At 41.5% G+C, this 17,986-nt stretch carries 12 protein-coding genes, 1 pseudogene and 1 other annotated feature; of the genes and pseudogenes, 8 read left to right on the top strand and 5 right to left on the bottom strand.

The features are described from left to right. Positions 1 to 106: 106 nt before the first annotated feature. Together FTU54_RS05030 and FTU54_RS05025 are read right to left on the bottom strand one after the other, a co-directional pair. On the bottom strand, positions 107 to 610 hold the full coding sequence (locus FTU54_RS05030; RefSeq protein WP_180046059.1) for a hypothetical protein: 504 nt from the start codon (positions 608 to 610) through the stop codon (positions 107 to 109). A 102-nt stretch (positions 611 to 712) separates the two neighbouring features. Beyond that, entirely contained in the window at positions 713 to 1,831 is a 1,119-nt protein-coding gene (locus FTU54_RS05025; RefSeq protein WP_180046057.1) for a hypothetical protein, read from the bottom strand. An 812-nt stretch (positions 1,832 to 2,643) separates the two neighbouring features. On the opposite strand from FTU54_RS05025, the gene FTU54_RS05020 reads away from it, so the two are divergent. From FTU54_RS05020 to FTU54_RS05005, 4 genes are all read left to right on the top strand, one after another. Beyond that, positions 2,644 to 2,961 (top strand): hypothetical protein, encoded by a 318-nt coding sequence (locus FTU54_RS05020; RefSeq protein ID WP_180046055.1) that lies wholly within the window; start codon positions 2,644 to 2,646, stop codon positions 2,959 to 2,961. Positions 2,962 to 3,008: 47 nt separating this feature from the next. Next, a complete protein-coding gene (locus FTU54_RS05015) occupies positions 3,009 to 4,046 on the top strand; it encodes a DUF932 domain-containing protein (RefSeq protein WP_180046053.1) in 1,038 nt (345 codons plus the stop codon). A gap of 88 nt (positions 4,047 to 4,134) precedes the next feature. After that, positions 4,135 to 5,226, top strand: coding sequence for a YqaJ viral recombinase family protein (locus FTU54_RS05010; RefSeq protein WP_180046051.1), 1,092 nt, complete (start codon positions 4,135 to 4,137; stop codon positions 5,224 to 5,226). 138 nt (positions 5,227 to 5,364) lie between these two features. Further along, complete coding sequence (locus FTU54_RS05005; protein ID WP_180046049.1) at positions 5,365 to 6,261, top strand: hydrolase or metal-binding protein; 897 nt, start codon at positions 5,365 to 5,367, stop codon at positions 6,259 to 6,261. A gap of 103 nt (positions 6,262 to 6,364) precedes the next feature. Here FTU54_RS05005 and FTU54_RS05000 read toward each other — a convergent pair whose 3' ends face one another. Both FTU54_RS05000 and FTU54_RS04995 read right to left on the bottom strand, forming a co-directional pair. Next, on the bottom strand, positions 6,365 to 6,961 hold the full coding sequence (locus FTU54_RS05000; RefSeq protein WP_180046047.1) for a putative adenosine monophosphate-protein transferase Fic: 597 nt from the start codon (positions 6,959 to 6,961) through the stop codon (positions 6,365 to 6,367). Positions 6,962 to 6,973: 12 nt separating this feature from the next. Beyond that, positions 6,974 to 7,144 carry a YhfG family protein gene (locus FTU54_RS04995; protein WP_000935322.1) on the bottom strand — a complete coding sequence of 57 codons (171 nt, stop codon included), beginning with the start codon at positions 7,142 to 7,144 and terminating at the stop codon, positions 6,974 to 6,976. A gap of 301 nt (positions 7,145 to 7,445) precedes the next feature. Between FTU54_RS04995 and FTU54_RS04990 the strand changes: the two genes are divergently transcribed. The 3 genes from FTU54_RS04990 to FTU54_RS04980 are packed head-to-tail and all read left to right on the top strand — an operon-like array spanning position 7,446 to position 14,280. Further along, positions 7,446 to 9,731 carry a class I SAM-dependent DNA methyltransferase gene (locus FTU54_RS04990; protein ID WP_180062638.1) on the top strand — a complete coding sequence of 762 codons (2,286 nt, stop codon included), beginning with the start codon at positions 7,446 to 7,448 and terminating at the stop codon, positions 9,729 to 9,731. Then, positions 9,731 to 11,032, top strand: coding sequence for a restriction endonuclease subunit S (locus FTU54_RS04985; protein WP_180054315.1), 1,302 nt, complete (start codon positions 9,731 to 9,733; stop codon positions 11,030 to 11,032). The genes FTU54_RS04990 and FTU54_RS04985 overlap by 1 nt, the downstream gene beginning before the upstream one ends. Then, positions 11,029 to 14,280, top strand: a complete 3,252-nt coding sequence (locus FTU54_RS04980; RefSeq protein WP_180062637.1) for a type I restriction endonuclease subunit R — start codon at positions 11,029 to 11,031, stop codon at positions 14,278 to 14,280. The genes FTU54_RS04985 and FTU54_RS04980 overlap by 4 nt, the downstream gene beginning before the upstream one ends. Before the next feature lie 69 nt (positions 14,281 to 14,349). Here the strand turns inward: FTU54_RS04980 and FTU54_RS04975 are convergent. Continuing rightward, positions 14,350 to 14,858 (bottom strand): annotated as a pseudogene (locus FTU54_RS04975) (IS3 family transposase); the annotation flags it as partial. Then, positions 14,467 to 14,583, bottom strand: a sequence feature (AL1L pseudoknot). (Overlaps the previous pseudogene by 117 nt.) Positions 14,859 to 15,015: 157 nt before the next feature. On the opposite strand from FTU54_RS04975, the gene FTU54_RS04970 reads away from it, so the two are divergent. Next, a complete protein-coding gene (locus FTU54_RS04970; protein WP_180046040.1) occupies positions 15,016 to 17,976 on the top strand; it encodes a DEAD/DEAH box helicase in 2,961 nt (986 codons plus the stop codon). Positions 17,977 to 17,986: the final 10 nt, after the last annotated feature.

The raw sequence follows: 17,986 nt of genomic DNA, 5'->3' as shown, positions 1-17,986 counted from the left end.
AGTGCCTCAACAGCTATACTGCTGACCAGATATGTTCAGCAGTTTCACTTAGGGTAACCTTAACTTTTCCGTTAATAAATGATGCTATATTTAGCCTCTCGAATAGCTAAAACTTATAGGTGTAGGTCAAGCCACTATTGGTACTGATCGTTACTTCACGAACATACTCAGCAGCACAGCCCAGATAAATTTGCGCTACAGAACCATAACGCATATTTTTATAGTCATAGAAACCTTTGGTGCCACAATTGCCACGGTTGATCGAAACACCAGTTAAAGTCGTGGGATCGTTATTTAGAGAAACAATCATCAGCTTATCTACGTAGCCTGTCATGGTATGCTGTGATGGATCACGACGGACACTTAGCTCAAACTCTTCTTGGGGCGCTTGCTCTACAGCTTCAAAAGCAGGATCGTCTGGATCATATTCTACCATGGTGGTCCTAAATTCATCCTCCGGTAAAGCTTCATCTGTTTGTGCGGTAGTATTTTCAGCAGAGCTTGTTTGCGTTTGGGTATCTTTAGACTTTGGCGCATCATTGTCTGAATTACATGCCGTTAAAGTTAGCAACAGTACGCTGGATAAAAAAATAGATGGAATACAATTCATTATAAATACCTGTTCTTAAGCGAATATCGTGATCTACAGGGTGGAGGCCACTCTTGTATATTTAATTGTTAATAAAATTCTTAAGATTAATAAGCTTGAGGATTACTCACCGATCTTTTTAAATACATGCTCGATAGGGGTGTAGTTATTCAGCGTAAAATCAAAGTGAATTGGCTTTTTAAATGCGACATCAAATTTTTTTAAGCGAGCATTTTCGATACCGTTGAAATGCTTTCGTTGAAAAGAAATCGTACTCGGTTCAAGTATTGCGATAGGCTCATTTAATAAACCAGTTTGAGTATTGATAGCTTGATAAATGACTAAACTATCTAACTCTAATTTATTCCGATTAAAGTTAAAAATATACCCGACATATTTCTGTCCATCAGCCGTAATAATATTTTTTGCTAACTCTGGCGTGGATGGGGCTGTGAAATTTACGATCAGTTCAGATGAAAAATTCATGTCCTCAAAATGTAACTTTTTCGAGTCAGCATCATAATAAACGAAGTTATCAATCGGGCCACTTGGACGATCATTGGGCGTATAGCTGCTCGTCATGAACAAACTTTGTCTAGAAGTCGCATTTAAACTCATTTCTAGAAGTTTTAAGTCATAGTTTAAATTGGCATTTTTAGTATCCAGTTCTTTTTGAAGGGTCTGAATACGTTGTTGATATTGCTCTGTACTTTCAAACTGATCTTTTTGCGGTGGCTTAACTTGCATGGTCGATCTTATATAATTGATCGCGGTATCATGCGCTGCACGCAAGGAATAATCGTCACCTAAAGCAAAAGTGAATGCAGGAAATTGTTGACCTGTATGCCCGATGACCAGAACTTGATTGTTTTTTAAAGCCAGAACACTTCTTAAATCATTGAGAGTGGTTTGGAAATTCACGCAATTTAGACAATTTTCAGCAGTATCGTCATTTTCAGCAAACATCTGTAATCCAGAGATGGTCTGATACGGCGGATAAAAAGAAAAATAGCCCTCATCTTTGATTAATTCCTGAAAGTTTTCTCCCGTTTTAGTGAGCGGAGTCGTAATTTCATTTCGGGCGATAATCAAAGGGGAAGACACGGCCTGTGCGGGGGTATCATCATTCAATGACATTTTTTCAATACTTTGAGTCAGTTCTTCATTTTTTGTATCATTCTGTGGTTTTGAACAGCCTGCTAAAGCTAGGCTAGTCAGTAGTGCAATTGAAATGTATTTCATCCTGTTATTTCCCCATCAAATATTTTTAAAGTTTTAAAAATGAATTATGAAATTGACTGTAATTTCAAATACATATTATCTGGCTGTCACAGGCTCTAGTTATGTTATTACTGAGCGCAATGAGAACAGATCAAATTAGCTGTGCGATAAATTTCATCATATTGTTCCAGCACAAAGCAGCCCCTGAATTAAAAACTCAGTGGTTGATCAGTGTGATGAAATGAATCAGTGCACAGGGCAAGACCATAAAGTTGGAATCGGGATGAAATACCAAAGTTTGGGAGGGTATGAGAATGAAGCGAGTGCAGGGGAAGCACATAAATTGAATAGCGTCATAGATGACTCCTAGATGTATAGAAGTTCTACCAAATTACTGCTAAATAATGGTGGCAGAACGAAAAGGGGTTAGCAGACTGGACATCTAGAACCAGCACGCGCGAACGCGTCCCCCTCCCGTTCTACCGCAAAGGGGGACGAGAAGGTTTTACGCACGTAGAGAATACTCAGAAGAATAAACTCTGATGCGCTAGATGAACGGTCTGCTAAAACCGACTGGCAATGTAGGCCAGCCCTTGCATGATAATCGCTGATAAAAATCAGGTCAATTGATCTTGGAATCAAGCCGTTAAAATTAATATAAAAGCAGCTTTTAAAGTCGAATTCTAAAAAAATACAGATACATATCATTTAAATGAGAAGCATGTGGCTCCTTCAAAACAGCCTTATGCAATAACCCAATTCACGCTTTGCCTGCTTTCCCCCAAAGCAGGCTTTTTTTATTTCACTCATTTTTTATTACAGGAATTATTTAGATGAGTTTGCCATGTCCTTATTGTCAGTCCCGAGACACGGTACTACTGGAATCTCCACAACATTTGGTCATTAACAGTCATTCACCTTCAGCGCAAAACAATGTGATGTCACCTCTGGCACTAGCGACCTTAGGCATCAGTGTTTCTAAAAGTTTAAACATCCCCCCGATTGCAGGTGCCTTAGTAGGTGTCCTGATCGGTGGAATTTGGATGCTGATGACCGAGAATGAAGTCCCAAAAAGCTCACATCCTGTTTATACCCGACATTATTACTGCAATGACTGTGACCGTGATTTTAGTCCAAGCATGCGTAATTAAGCTTTTATACCTTTATAGACATTTAACTTTTTATAGGAATTAAAATCATGGCACATCAACTTGAACAAATGGCCTATGTTGGTGATACCCCTTGGCATGGACTAGGGAATCAACTTACCCAAAATCAACCGATAGAAGTCTGGGCACAACAGGCAGGTATGGACTGGCGCATTGAATCATCCAATGTCAGTTATATGGCACAGAATGAACGTGGGCAAAGCATCATCATGCCGTATGAAGACCAGCGTGTACTGTACCGTTCAGATACCCATGCTCCTTTATCGGTGGTGAGTCAGCGTTATCAAGAAGTCCAACCCAGAGAGATTTTAGAATTCTATCGAGACCTCACTGAGCAATCAGGCTTTGAACTGGAAACCGCAGGTGTCCTAAAAGGTGGGAAAAAGTTCTGGGCTTTGGCACGTACAGGACAAACTGCAGAATTGAAAGGTGGGGATGTCAGCAATGGCTATATTCTGCTAGCAACCGCATGTGATGGTACTTTAGCCACCACCGCACAATTCACTAATATCCGTGTGGTGTGCAATAACACCTTAGCGATTGCCTTACGAGGGCAGAGTTCCAATGCAGGCGTGGTCAAAGTACCGCACAGTACTAAGTTTGATGCCGACAAAGTCAAAGATCAACTCGGTATTTCAGTGAAAACATGGTACGACCACATGTATGAAATGAAACAACTCACCCAACGTAAAGTCACCCAGAAAGAAGCAGCGGCTTATTTTGATGCGGTATTTAACAACAATAGCCTAAGTGCGATGGAACAGGAGGATAACATTATTCAGTACTACCGTAATGTCGCGTCTCAAGCCAATCCACAACCCAATAAAACTGAACCGAATGGACGTGCCATGACCAAAGTCATGAATATGTTTAATGGGCAGGGACGTGGGGCAGATTTATCTTCAGCCAAAGACACCGCCTATGGACTACTTTGTGCGATCACCGAGTTTGTCGACCATGAACGTCGTGCGATGAGTACTGATCACCGCCTTGACTCTGCTTGGTTTGGTGCAGGGGCAGCATTAAAGCAACGTGGATTAGAGCAAGCATTATATCTTGCAGCCTAAATTTTATCTTGTATCCCTCTTTGCCACATCTTCGGATGTGGCTTTTTTTATGCCGTTTTTTAGAACGTATTGAGATGAGGAACATCACATGAACCCAAACATGACCACAACACCAACAGTGCATCACAGCACTTTAACTACAACCAATTCAACTGCTGTCGTTGATTCAGGACGGCTACATCCACCACCAAGCCCTTCAAAACGTAGTTTAAATGCCAAACGTCTGATCAACACCAAACAACTGGACTATCAAGCATGGCTGGAAGTGCGTAAACAGGGAATAGGCAGCAGTGACGCCGCAGCCGCCTGTGGCTTGAATCCTTATATGTCGATGCTAGAACTGTGGATGATTAAAACAGGACGGGTACAGCAAAATATTGAAGATGAAAGCTCAGGACATGCACCTTTATATTGGGGCAAGCAGTTAGAACCCTTGGTCGCAGAATACTACAGCATGCACACCAATAATAAAGTCCGTCGGGTTAATGCGGTGTTACAGCACCCTGATCCTGACAAAGCCTTTATGTTGGCGAACTTGGATTATGCCGTGGTGGGCAATGAAGACGTACAAATACTGGAATGTAAAACCGCAGGAGAATATGGCGCTAAACTGTGGCGAGATGGTGTGCCGTTATACGTGTTGTGTCAGGTACAACACCAACTGGCCGTGACAGGTAAACAAGCGGCACATATTTGTGTGTTGCTGTGTGGGCAGGAAACTAAAATCTACAAAGTCAGTCGTAATGAAGCCCTGATTGAACAGATCATTCAGGCAGAACGGCTGTTTTGGGAGTGTGTTGAAAATGACGTTCCGCCAGCAGTGGATGCCAGTGAATCGGCAGCCAAAGCTTTACAACAGCTCTATCCTGAACATACCCCACTGAGCTGTGTTGATCTAACGGAGGTAAAGCTTGCCAATGAACTGTTTGATCAGCTGATACAGGAGAAACAGCAGATTGAACAGCACCAAAGCCAATTTGACCTACTTAAACACCGTGTTCAGGCACTGATGCAGGAACATGAACGTGCTGTATTTCAGCAAGGTTCAGTGACATGGAAGAAAAGCAAGGACAGTATCAGCCTAGACATCAAGTCCTTACTTCAGCACCAACCTGAACTCATTCAACAGTACCCATTGCAGAAAGCAGGCAGTCGTCGTTTCAACATTTATCAAGATTAGCTTAAAGCCTAGAGCCAAACACTCAGCAAGAAGAAACCTGAAATCCCGTGCAGCCCTGCACGGGATTTTTTATGCCGATTTTATTTTAAGCACACAGGACAACACATCTAAACATCTCAACGACAGAGGAATTTCAACATGATTAAAGGTTTAGCAATCACACCACCCATCTTGGGACGGATCAGTATTGGCCGTGTAATAGAAAAGAATGGCAAGCGTCTGCCAGAGAAAGATGATCAGTTCACCATTACCAGTCAAATACAGGGTAAGGACGGTTGGATTAAACACCCCTTGGATGAGCAATTGCGTAGCCAAGCACCGAATCAAAAACTGCGCAGCATCCCTGTGCGGATGATCTTCAATGACCCTGAATTGAACTTACGTGCCGAGTACAGCTTGTTTGACCGACAGACAGGTCGCCCGATTTGTGTGGGGAATGGTCAAACCTGCCAACGTATGACATCACAAGGTGTAGAGCAACATCCTTGTCCATCCCCCGACTTATGCCCACTTGGACAAGGTGGACATTGCAAGCCTTATGGACGCCTGCATGTCAATTTAGGCGAAGCCGATGAGTTTGGGACTTTTATTTTCAGAACCACTGGTTTTAACAGCATTCGCACTTTGGCAGCACGTTTGAATTACTACCATGCAGCATCAGGTGGTTTGTTGTCGTGTTTACCATTGCAACTCACGTTAAGGGGAAAAAGTACCACCCAAAGCTATCGTCAGCCCGTGTATTACGTGGATTTAACGTTACGGGAAGGCGTGGATTTGCAAACAGCAATTCAGACGGCTAAGGAGATTGACCAACAGGGAAAACAGGCAGGGTTTGATCAGGCGGCATTAGATCAGATTGCACGGCAGGGTTTTGCCAATGCCAAGTTTGAGGTGCATGCAGAGGAGGGGGTGGAATTGCTGGAGGAATTTTATCCACACAGTGACAGTGCTGTAGATACAGAGCATTCAGCGCAATTGAGCTATGTGCAGGAGATTCAGCAGGGGTTGCAGCAGAGTGTTAGAGCTGTGAATTGAGCACAGTTGAATTATCTAGTCAGCTTGGTAAGTCAATTAATGGATTCTGAACAAGTTGGCTAGTCACTAATTGAAGGGAGCTTTGGCTCCCTTAATTTTTTTGTTATTCAGGAGTGATAATGCAGGCTTCAAAAATAGCGATCAGTCCATCTAGCCGGCAGTTGAATCCATCAATATTGGCCTGAATCCAGACTTCCTTATTGTTAATTTTACTCCACTGTACCCCATAGCCGCAGTGAGCAAGTAGGTGTTCAAAGAAGATACGCTGGGTGCGTCCATTGCCTTCACGAAATGGGTGAATCACGTTGACTTCACAATAAAAATCAGCGATTTTTTGGATAAGTGCTGGTTTGGCTAAACCTTGAAAATAGTGCTGCTGCTCAAGTTGCTTGAAGAGCTTATTGGCTTCAATTTCAATACGCGGGAAGGTACAAAAGCGGGTATCGCCTTTGGCAATATCCACTTGTCTTAGTTCACCTGCCCAGGCATACAGGTCTGAAAAGAGCTGAAAGTGAATGGATTGCAGGTATTTGAGATCGTAAGGTGGCTCCGCATACTCAATTCGTGTGCTGGCATACTCAGTCAACTCCAGTTCTGCCTGTTGCAGAATTTCAGCATCCTGAATGTTCAGTTTGTTTTTGAGGACGTCCGAGTCGGGGTAACAGTAAATGCTGTCACCCATTTCACCATATTTATCCATAAGGAAGCCTGATCACGATTCCGAGGTCTGTGAGAATTTCTTATATTTCTGTAGAATCTGAGCTTTACTTAATGCCGGTGCGGTTGAGGACGGGTTAATGCCTTCCAGCTTTAAACTGGCTTGATAATTCTGCAAGCGCGTAGCTTGGATATATTTTTTTTTCTGTTCGAGAGTGTTTAGCATTCTGGAATTTCCTTGAACAAAGGTAATGTAAGCCTAGTTTAGCAGATGGGCTTATAAATAGGCACGGCTTTCAAAAGCAGGGTTGTAGCGTTATGGTGGATGAACCTTCTATGAGAAAAATCTGAAACCAGACGACAAAATTTGTCGCTTAACTCTCATGCAATAAATGAATAATCAACAATCTGCTTTTTAAATAATATAATATTATCCAACAGTTAAAAAATTATCAGTATTATCTCTAGCAACCGAAGTGTCGCCAGATACTGATCACAGATAAGAATTCAGGAATTGATTCGCCACTATGACCAACAATAACTTTTCTCAAATCGCTTCTTTCATCTGGTCGGTTGCTGACCTGCTGCGTGGTGACTTCAAACAATCGCAATATGGTCGCATCATTCTGCCATTTACCTTGTTACGTCGTTTGGAGTGTGTACTGGAAGAAAGCAAGGCGGCGGTACTGGCAGAACATGAAAAAGTCTCCAAGCTGAATCTGCCAGAAGAAGCTCAAGAAAAGTTATTGCTGCGTGCCACCAACGGTCTAGCCTTCTTTAACACCTCCCCAATGGATCTCAGCAAAATGGGGCAGAGTGATATCAAGGCCAACTTAAGCACCTATGTGCAAAGTTTCTCTAAAGATGCTCGCGAGATATTTGAATACTTTAACTTCATCGAATTTGCAGGCTTACTCGATGATGCCAACCTTTTGTATAAAGTCGTGCAAAAGTTTGCCACCACGGATCTGAGTCCAAAGAACGTATCCAACCATGACATGGGTTTGGTGTTTGAAGAACTGATCCGTCGTTTTGCCGAAGGTTCTAATGAAACCGCAGGTGAACACTTTACCCCGCGTGACATCGTGCGTCTGACCACGGCACTGGTGTTTATGGAAGATGATGACGTGCTGACCAAAGACGGCATTATCCGTACCATTTACGACCCGACAGCCGGGACGGGTGGTTTCCTCTCTTCTGGGATGGAATATCTGCATGAGCTGAATCCGAATGCCGTGATGCGCGCTTTCGGTCAGGAACTCAATCCGGAATCATACGCCATCTGTAAAGCCGACATGCTGATCAAAGGCCAGGACGTGAGCCGGATTAAACTGGGTAACACCCTGTCGAATGACCAGCTTGCTGTGGATCAGTTTGACTACATGCTGTCGAATCCACCCTTTGGCGTGGACTGGAAAAAGATCGAACAGGACATCAAGGACGAGCATGAACACAAGGGCTTTGATGGACGTTTCGGTGCCGGCTTGCCACGTGTGTCCGATGGTTCATTATTATTCCTGATGCACCTGATCAGCAAGATGCGTGATGCCAGTAGTAGCGAGAGCGGCAGTCGCATCGGGATTATCCTGAATGGTTCACCATTGTTTACTGGCAGTGCAGGCAGTGGCGAAAGTGAGATCCGTCGCTATATTTTAGAAGCCGACTTGCTGGAAGCCATTATTGCCTTACCGAACGATATGTTCTACAACACCGGGATTGCCACCTATATCTGGGTACTCAGCAATAAAAAAGCCACTGAACGTAAAGGCAAGGTACAGCTGATCAATGCCTCAAACCTCAGTACCAAAATGCGTAAGTCGCTGGGTTCAAAACGTAACTATCTGACTGAAGCTGAAATTGCCACCATTACCCAAAATTACGGTGACTTTGTGGCAGTAGACACCTTGGCGCAGGATGGCGAAACCGAACAGCAAAAACCATTCGCCAGCAAGATTTTTGACAGCCATGAATTTGGCTACCGTCGCGTAACGATTGAACGTCCATTACGTTTATCGGCACAGATCACGGATAGCGCGATTGCTGCATTACGTTTTGCGCCAAAACCGTTTAATGCCGTGATGCAAAGTATCGATGCGCAATTGGGCACAGCCTTTGGTACAGCGTGGACAGCAGAAACTTATGGTCAGTTGCAGGACGTGGCGCTTGAGGTGCGTGCCCTGATTAAAGCCGAGTTCCCTGAGCTAAAAGAAAAAGACATTAAAGAGGTACTGGACAGCAAAATCTGGCTATTCCAGAAAGCCCTGATGGAAAAAGCCGAGGCGTTACAAGAGGTGATTGGTACTGAGCAGTTTGATGATTTTAACCAGTTTGATGAAGTGCTGAAAAAAGCCCTGAAGCAAACCGACATCAAGTTGGATGCCAAAGAGAAGAAACAGCTGTTAGATGCCATTACCTGGAAAAATCCGGAAGCAGAACCAGTGATTAACAAGGTCGTGAAACAGGTTGAAAATCCACTATATGGCCAGTTCAGCTACCAGGGCAAAGTGGTCGAGTTTGTGCAGGATGGCGACTTGCGTGATGCGGAGAATATTGCACTGAATCCAAAGGTCAGCACGACTGAACTGATTGAAGACTATTTTAAACGTGAAGTCCAGCCCCATGTGCCTGATGCCTGGATCAATGCTGACAAGCGCGATGAGAAAGATGGTGAGATTGGTATTGTGGGTTATGAAATTCCGTTTAACCGTCATTTCTACGTGTACCAGCCACCACGTGATTTAGCTGAGATTGATGCGGATTTAGATGCGGTGAGCCGTGAAATTATGGAACTTCTGCAAGAGGTGCATTCTTAATGGCGAAGTATCAAAAATACACTGAGTATAAAGATTCAGGTGTTGAATGGTTAGGTGAGATTCCTAGCCATTGGAAAGTCGTTAAATTAAGTTATAAATTAAGATTATTGAGTGGTGATGGCATAACTGCCTTTGATATTGAAGATACAGGAACTTACCCTGTATTTGGTGGTAATGGTTTGAGAGGATTTACTGAAAAATATAATTGTGATGGTGAATATGCACTAGTTGGTAGACAAGGTGCACTTTGTGGAAATATCAATGTAGCAAGAGGAAAGTTTTTTGCTACTGAACATGCTGTTGTTGTCTATCCATACGAAAAATTTAACCTTACATATTTATCAGAATTTTTAAGGTTTATGGATTTGGGGCAATATTCCGTTTCTGCTGCACAACCAGGAATTGCAGTTGATCGCATTAATGCACTTCCGATAGTTATTCCTACATTAGATGAACAAAATTCTATTGGTGATTTCTTGGATCATGAAACCGCCAAAATCGACCACCTGATTGAAAAACAGCAACAACTGATTGAACTGCTGAAAGAAAAACGTCAGGCGGTGATTAGCCATGCCGTGACCAAAGGACTTAACCCAAATGTCCCAATGAAAGATTCGGGTGTGGAATGGTTAGGGGAAGTGCCGGAGCATTGGGGGATAGTCCGATTAAAACACTTAATTTTAGGTAATTTAGTATATGGTGCAAATGAAGCTGCTGAAGATGATAATCCGAATAACCCCCGCTACATTCGTATTACAGATATGAATAATGATGGGTCATTAGATCCAAATACTTTTAGATCACTGCCACATCACATTGCTGAAAATTATCTCTTGGAAGATGGGGATATTCTTTTGGCACGAAGTGGTGCAACTGTTGGTAAATCGTTTTTATTTAAAGATGAATTTGGAACAAGTTGTTTTGCAGGATACTTGATTCGAGCTAGATCGGATAAAAAGAAATTAAATCCAAAATTTGCATATTGGTTTTTTCAGTCTGAGTCATATTGGAAATATGTATCAGGTTCTCAAATCCAAGCAACAATTCAAAATGTTAGTGCTGAAAAATACGGGGATTTGTATTTATCTGTACCTGAAATTTTAGTTCAAGAACAGATTTCAAATTTCCTTGAATGTGAAATTAACAAAATTGATAACTTAATTGCCAAAGCTGAGTCAGCCATTCAGCTTATGCAAGAACGACGAACCGCTCTCATCTCAGCCGCAGTGACTGGAAAAATCGACGTGCGCCACTGGCAATCGCCAACGGTTGCTGAGACACAGACGGAGTTAAGCGCATGAGTCTAGACGCCACCCGCGAAAGCATTTTCCAGAACGACATCATTCAACAGATGCTGGCCAAAGGCTGGCAACTCGGTACGCCACAAGGCTACAACCGTGAAACCGCCTTGTATGAACAGGACGTACTGGATTTTGTGCAACAGACCCAAGCACAAGACTGGCAGAAGTTCCAGCGCATCTTTCCGCAGGATACCGAACGGCATTTTCTCGATGCCGTGGTGGCCCAGCTAAAGAAAGCCGACATCAATGCCACCGATGAACAGTCGCGTACCTATGGCACCTTGGGTGTGCTTCGTCATGGAGTGAAAACCCGCAGCGCACGATTTTTCCTGTGTCAGTTTAAACCTGAACATGCGCTGAATCCCGATACCTTAGCCAATTACAAAAAGAACATCTGCCGCATTGTGCCAGAGCTGGTCTATAGCCCGTATGCTACGGCTGCCGAGTTACAGGACATGGGCAAACAGGCCAAGAAATGGCGCATTGACCTGGTGCTGTTTATAAACGGCTTTCCTGTGGCAACACTGGAACTCAAGTCCGAGTTTAAACAGGCGGTGCAGAATGCCATGTTGCAGTACAAACGTACCCGCTTGCCGAAAGATCCAGAAACCAACAAGCCTGAACCCTTGCTGATGTTTAAGCGTGGCGCATTGGTACACTTTGCCGTGAGTCAATACGAAGTCTATATGGCGACCCAACTGGCCGGAGAAGATACTTTCTTCCTGCCATTCAATAAAGGCACGCATGACGGTGGCGCAGGCAATGATGTGCCAGAAGACCAGAATCAGTACGCCACCGCCTATCTGTGGAATGAAGTCCTCACACCGGACAATTTGCTGAATATCATTGGACGTTTTGTCCATCTGCAAATTGAAGAAAAAGAAGACTGGGAAGGACGCAAGTACAAAAAAGAACTGCTGATCTTCCCACGTTACCACCAGTGGAATGTGGTCACCAAACTGATCAATGCCGCCTTAGAGGAGGGCACTGGACATAAATATCTGATTCAGCACAGTGCAGGTTCAGGTAAGTCCAACTCGATTGCCTGGACAGCACATCAGCTGTCGACCCTGTACGATCAACACAATCAGAAACTGTTTGATTCGGTGATTGTGGTCACTGACCGTACCATTCTGGATGCCCAGCTACAGGACACCATCTACCAGTTTGAACATGCCGATGGCGTGGTCGGACGCATCAACAATAAAGAAGGCGATGGCTCCAAATCGGAAAAACTGGCCAAGGCATTGGAAACCTCACAGCCGATTATCATTGTGACCATCCAGACTTTCCCCTTTGTGTTGCGTGCGATTGAAAACAGTACCAATCTGAAACAGCGACGTTATGCGGTGATTGCCGATGAAGCGCATTCTTCACAAAGCGGCTCTACGGCACGACAACTGAAAGAAGTGTTGATGCTGGAAGAGCGCGAAGAGGATGCTGAATTGTCTTCGGAAGATATTCTGGATGCGGTGGTGGCTGCACGTAAGGGCAGTAATAACCTCAGTTACTATGCCTTTACCGCGACACCGAAAGACAAAACCCTGCAACTGTTTGGCCGTGTACCCAATCCTGAGCTACCGCCATCCAAGCAGAACAAGCCGGAAGCTTTCCATGTCTACTCCATGCGCCAGGCCATTGAAGAAGGCTTTATTCTGGATGTGCTAAAAAACTATACCAACTATAAAGTGGTATATAAACTCAAACAGAAAATTGAAGAAGCCGACAAACAGGTCGATGCCAAAAAAGCCAAGATCCGACTGAATCAGTGGGTGCGCCTGCATGACCACAACATTTCTCAGAAAGTGAAAGTCATTGTCGAGCATTTCAAAAATAACGTGATGGGCTTATTGGGTGGGCAGGCTAAAGCCATGGTGGTGACCAGTTCACGTAAAGAAGCGGTGCGTTACAAGTTGGCCTTTGACAAATACGTGGCGGATCAGGGTTACAAGTCTATTCAGGCTATGGTCGCTTTCTCGGGTGAGGTTGAGTTTAATGACAAGGATACCGACAGCAGCGGCTTAGTCGGGCAGACCTTTAACGAACGCAACATGAACCCGGGACTGAAAGGACGGGAAATGCGCAAGGCCTTTGACAGTGATGACTATCAGGTGATGCTGGTGGCCAACAAGTTCCAGACTGGCTTTGACCAGCCAAAACTGTGTGCCATGTACGTAGACAAAAAGCTGGGTGGTGTTGAGTGTGTACAGACCTTGTCACGCTTGAACCGCACCTATCCGGGCAAAGCGGAATCTGGCACCTTTGTCTTGGACTTCTTTAACGATCCTGAAGACATTCTTGCGGCCTTCCAGCCTTACTATCAAACCGCAGAACTGGCCGATGTCTCCAATCCGGATCAGATCTTTGACTTGTTTGAAAAGCTGAAAGCCAGCAAAATTTTCTTGTGGACGGAAGTCGAGCAGTTTGTAGAAGCCTTCTTTACCAAGAACAAATCCAATGCCGCGATCAGTAACATTTGCAAGCCTGCGGTTGAACGTTGGCAGAAACGCTATAGCCAAGCCATCGAAGCCTATAACACCACCCGAGATATGCTGGAACGCTGCAAGAAAACCAATGATGCCGTGCTGATTGCCAATGCCGACAATGCCTTTAAAGAGGCCAAGCTTGAAAAAGACAAGCTGGAAATCTTTAAAAAAGACTTGGGCAGTTTTACTCGTTTTTACGAGTTTATGTCGCAGATCGTGGACTACGATGATAAAGAACTGGAAAAACTTAGTCTGTATGCGCGTAACCTGCGTCCATTGCTGCGTGAAACCGCAACGAAAGACGATGAGGTAGATCTAAGTAATGTCAGTATGAGCCATTACCGCTTGTCCAAGATCCGTCAGCAAGACATCAAGCTGAAAGAAGATGCCGAAGATTTTAAGCTAGAACCCGGCAATGACCTCGGTGCAGCCAAGCCACGCGATAAGAAAGAAGAGTTCCTGTCACAGATCATTGAGCGTCTGAATGATGTCTTTATCACTGATAACCTAACCGATAAAGACATGCTGAACTATGCCTATACGGTACGTGACAAGCTGGCGGAAAATGAGATTGTGATGAAGCAGATTGCCAACAATACCCGTGAACAAGCCATGCTGGGTGATTTCCCGAAAGCGATGGATGATGCCATTCTTGGCAGTAGTGCGGCACATCAGGAACAGATGATGCAGTTGCTGTCTGATCCGGCGAAGGCCAGCATCTTTGCACGGGTGATCTTTGATATGTTGAGCAGTCCAAAATGACCGCTAAATTAACCAAGGGGGTCAGTTTTTAAATGCCATTAGGGGGTCATTTTTACACTGCCGCTAACAACCTAAACTTTCTTTCCAAATACGTTTGATTTGCTCTGCATGATTTACATCATGCAGAGCACGTTTCGCTCGATGTTCTGGGTTATCAACGAGATCTAAAGCCCGATAATAGGTCGAAGCTGCAATCGGTAAAATTCTACAAATCGCTTCAACGCCATATCGATCTTTATTGTAATGGATAAAATCCACCATTATTTGTGTGGGCGGTCGAGCTCCGCCTGGGCGAAAAAAGCGGCTGCTTTACGTAGAATTTCATTGGCACGTTTTAATTCTTTAATTTCACGTTCCATTTGCTTCATTTTTTCTTGGTCAGATATCTGTTGTACTTTGGCAGGATTTAGTTGATCCATATGCTTTAAATACCAAACGCGCAATGTTTCAGGAGTACAACCGATTTTAGGCGCAATAGCTGTGATTGCTGCCCAAGTAGAAGGATAATCTTTTTCAGATTCAATTAGTAATTGAACCGCTCTTTCTCTGATTTCGGGGATATAGTTTGGTTTTTTCATCGGAATAGTCTCTCAGAATATTGACTCTCCGACAAACCCGGTACGGTTCATAAACTTTATAATTGTAATAATATATTTTTATTGATTATTTGCTCTTGTTTTAAATAGTTTATACTATCATTATGGAACTTATTTCAATAAATCTAACAGGTTAAATATGGGGCTAGTAAGAGTTGATACTGGAAATGATAAGTCAAAAGATCAGATAATTTCATCGTGGAAATCAACCCTTGCTATTCATGAAACAGCCTTAAGGCTACCTCAAAAGTCAGCATTGCTTAAATGTTTAGACTATGATTTAAATGATGAGGAAGAGCCTGTAATAATTAATATGCCTACAGGGACAGGAAAAACGGGTGTCATTGCATCATTGTTATTTAAAGCAATATTTAAGAGAACACTAATCGTTGTTCCATCCGACTCTTTACGAAAGCAAATAAGTGATGATCTAATCGATTTTAAAAAATATATTGCTTGGGGAATTCTTCCTGAGAATAGTGAACAACCTATTATTTCTAGGTTAGAACCAAAAGATATTGATAAAATTGTTGAACATGATTTAGAAGAACAGTTTATTGTCGTTGCAACATCGCAAATTTTTAATTCATTCCAAGATGAAAATTTGAAGGTTTTTTTAAATCAGTTTGATAGGTTGATCTTTGATGAGGCTCATCATAGTGAAGCTCCAACATGGAAAAAACTTCGTGATAATTTCGCCCAAAGAAAAAAGAAGATATTTCAATTTACCGCAACCCCTTACAGAGGAGATGGTAAAAAATTAGAAGGAAAACTCATATATCAATATTCAATTGCAAAAGCTTTTGATGAAGGTATTTTTGAGAAAATTCAATTTGAAGCTGTCAATGAATATTATGACGAGAAATCCGATGGAGTTGTCGCAAGGAAAGCATTGGAAGTATTACAGAAAGATATTTTGGCAGGGCTAGAGCATGTTCTTATGGTTAAAACTTCTTCTATTAAGCATGCAAAAGAATTAAAAAAATTATATACCTCTCTAATAAAAGAATATTTCCCTGAAAAAATGGAAGTTTTATTAGCAACCAGCAAAGATGGAATAAATGAAGAAGATAAAAGTAAATTAAAGGAAGGAAAAACACAAATAGTGGTTTGTGTTGATATGTTTGGAGAAGGGTATGATTTACCTAATTTAAAAATATTAGCTTTACATAAAAAATGTAAGAGCTTGCCAATATTTATGCAATTAGTGGGTCGTTTCACAAGGGTTAATAGAACAAAAAAACTAGGTCAAGCAACAATCATCTCAAATGTTGTTGCAGATGATATTGGAGAGCAATTTCAAGAGCTTTATCAGGCTGATGCAGATTGGAACCTATTGATTGGGAGTTTAAGTAAAGAAAAAATGATAGAAGAATTTTTTAGTTCTTCAATTGATGGTGAATATAATCATGAATTGATAAGAAAATTGTTCTCATCAAATTCATTCTATATTAAAAATAGCGCAACAATTTATAAAGAAATTGATGATGATATTAACGAGATTTTTGAAAAAACTAATCTTAAAAAATATTTTAATAAGTTGTCGGATAATTATATTTCTGCAATTTTTAGGGAAGAAAATTTAGGAATTATCTTATCAAGAAAGAAAGTTACCCCTATGTGGGTGTCTAGTGATGAGTTACAATTTGATTTGTTCGATATATTCATATTTCTGAGAAAAGGTACTGACTTATTTGTTCATGGAAGTAATAAGGATTTAGTCCAGAATTTAGCAAAAGAGTTAGGCTATATTAACTTTAGTTTTCCTGAGTTATTTCGAATGTTTTATGATTTAGAACGTTCAGCGTTTGCAAATTTAGGTATGTTATCAACATCTAGAAATATAAGATTTAGAATGTTTACTGGTACAGATGTCTACAAAGAATTAACACAGCAAGATTTAAATAATAATGCATTATCAAATTTGTTTGGCCATGGTTACATTGACGGTAAGAAAGCTAGCTTGGGGTGCTCTAGGAAGGGTATCACATGGTCAATGTCTAGTGCTAACATTTATCAATGGGTCAAATGGTGTGAATCGTTATATGACAAAATTCATAATGAAAATATTCCTATTGATTCATTTGTTAATAATATGCTTGAGCCATTTAGTGTTGAAAACTTAGCTAACTTTAAAATTCTCACAATCTCACCTGTAGATTTAATTTCTAAGGCTGTTAATTTGATACGGATTAGAGGCGAGTTGGGCTTAAAAACATTAAATTTTAGCTTTTATGAGGTTTTAAATGTTAAACAAGCTGAAGAGAAAATAAGTTTTTCGATAAAAATTTATTTTGAAGGTGATTATTTTTGTACACTTGATTATATCTATGATTTAACTCATGGTTTTATTTTAGTTTCCGAGTCTTATAATGGAATAAAACTTAATTGTGAGTTAGATTTTATTAAGGAACTTCCAAAAAAACTTGGGCTTGTTGCTTGGACTTCAGGTTTTGAAGTAATTAGTTTAAATGAAAAAATTGGTTATAAGAACAAATATTCTTACACATTAGTAAAAGATAATGTAACTGAGTTGGACTGGAATGGGGTGGAGATAAATAAAGAGAGTTGGAAGTTTGGGGCAGTGAAAAACTCTGTTCAGGGTAAAATAATTGATGTACTTCAATCTCAAGAAAATAAGCCGAACATATTGTTCTATGACGATGGTAGTAATGAACTTGCAGATTTAGTTGGATTTTGGATTGATGAAGAACAGCAAAAAGTATGTATGCGTTTATATCATTGTAAATATGCTATAGGTACAAAATCTTCTATTGGAGCTGTGAATGAGCTGGTTCAGCAAACCCTTTCAACTTGTGATAAATTATCTGATGCAGTAAAAGCATTAAAACAATTAAAAATTAGAGAGAATAACACTTATAAAAAGACTAAAAATAGTAGATTCATATTAGGTGAAATGTCAGATTTAGATGCTTTGATTAAAAAGTATAGAACTTATGACGTTACTATAGAAATAGTATTAGTTCAGCCGAGCCTAGATTATTCTGAATTGAATTCTCGTGTTGAATCAGTACTAGGGCAGTTGGCATGTATTATTAAACAAACCTTGAATGCTGAAACTTATTATATTATTAAATAAGTATAATCTC

This window comes from Acinetobacter sp. YH12116 (assembly GCF_013418895.1).
In the GTDB taxonomy this organism is placed as follows: domain Bacteria; phylum Pseudomonadota; class Gammaproteobacteria; order Pseudomonadales; family Moraxellaceae; genus Acinetobacter; species Acinetobacter indicus.
Note: the sequence above shows the minus strand (reverse complement) of the source record. Positions and strands in the feature narration are given on the sequence as shown.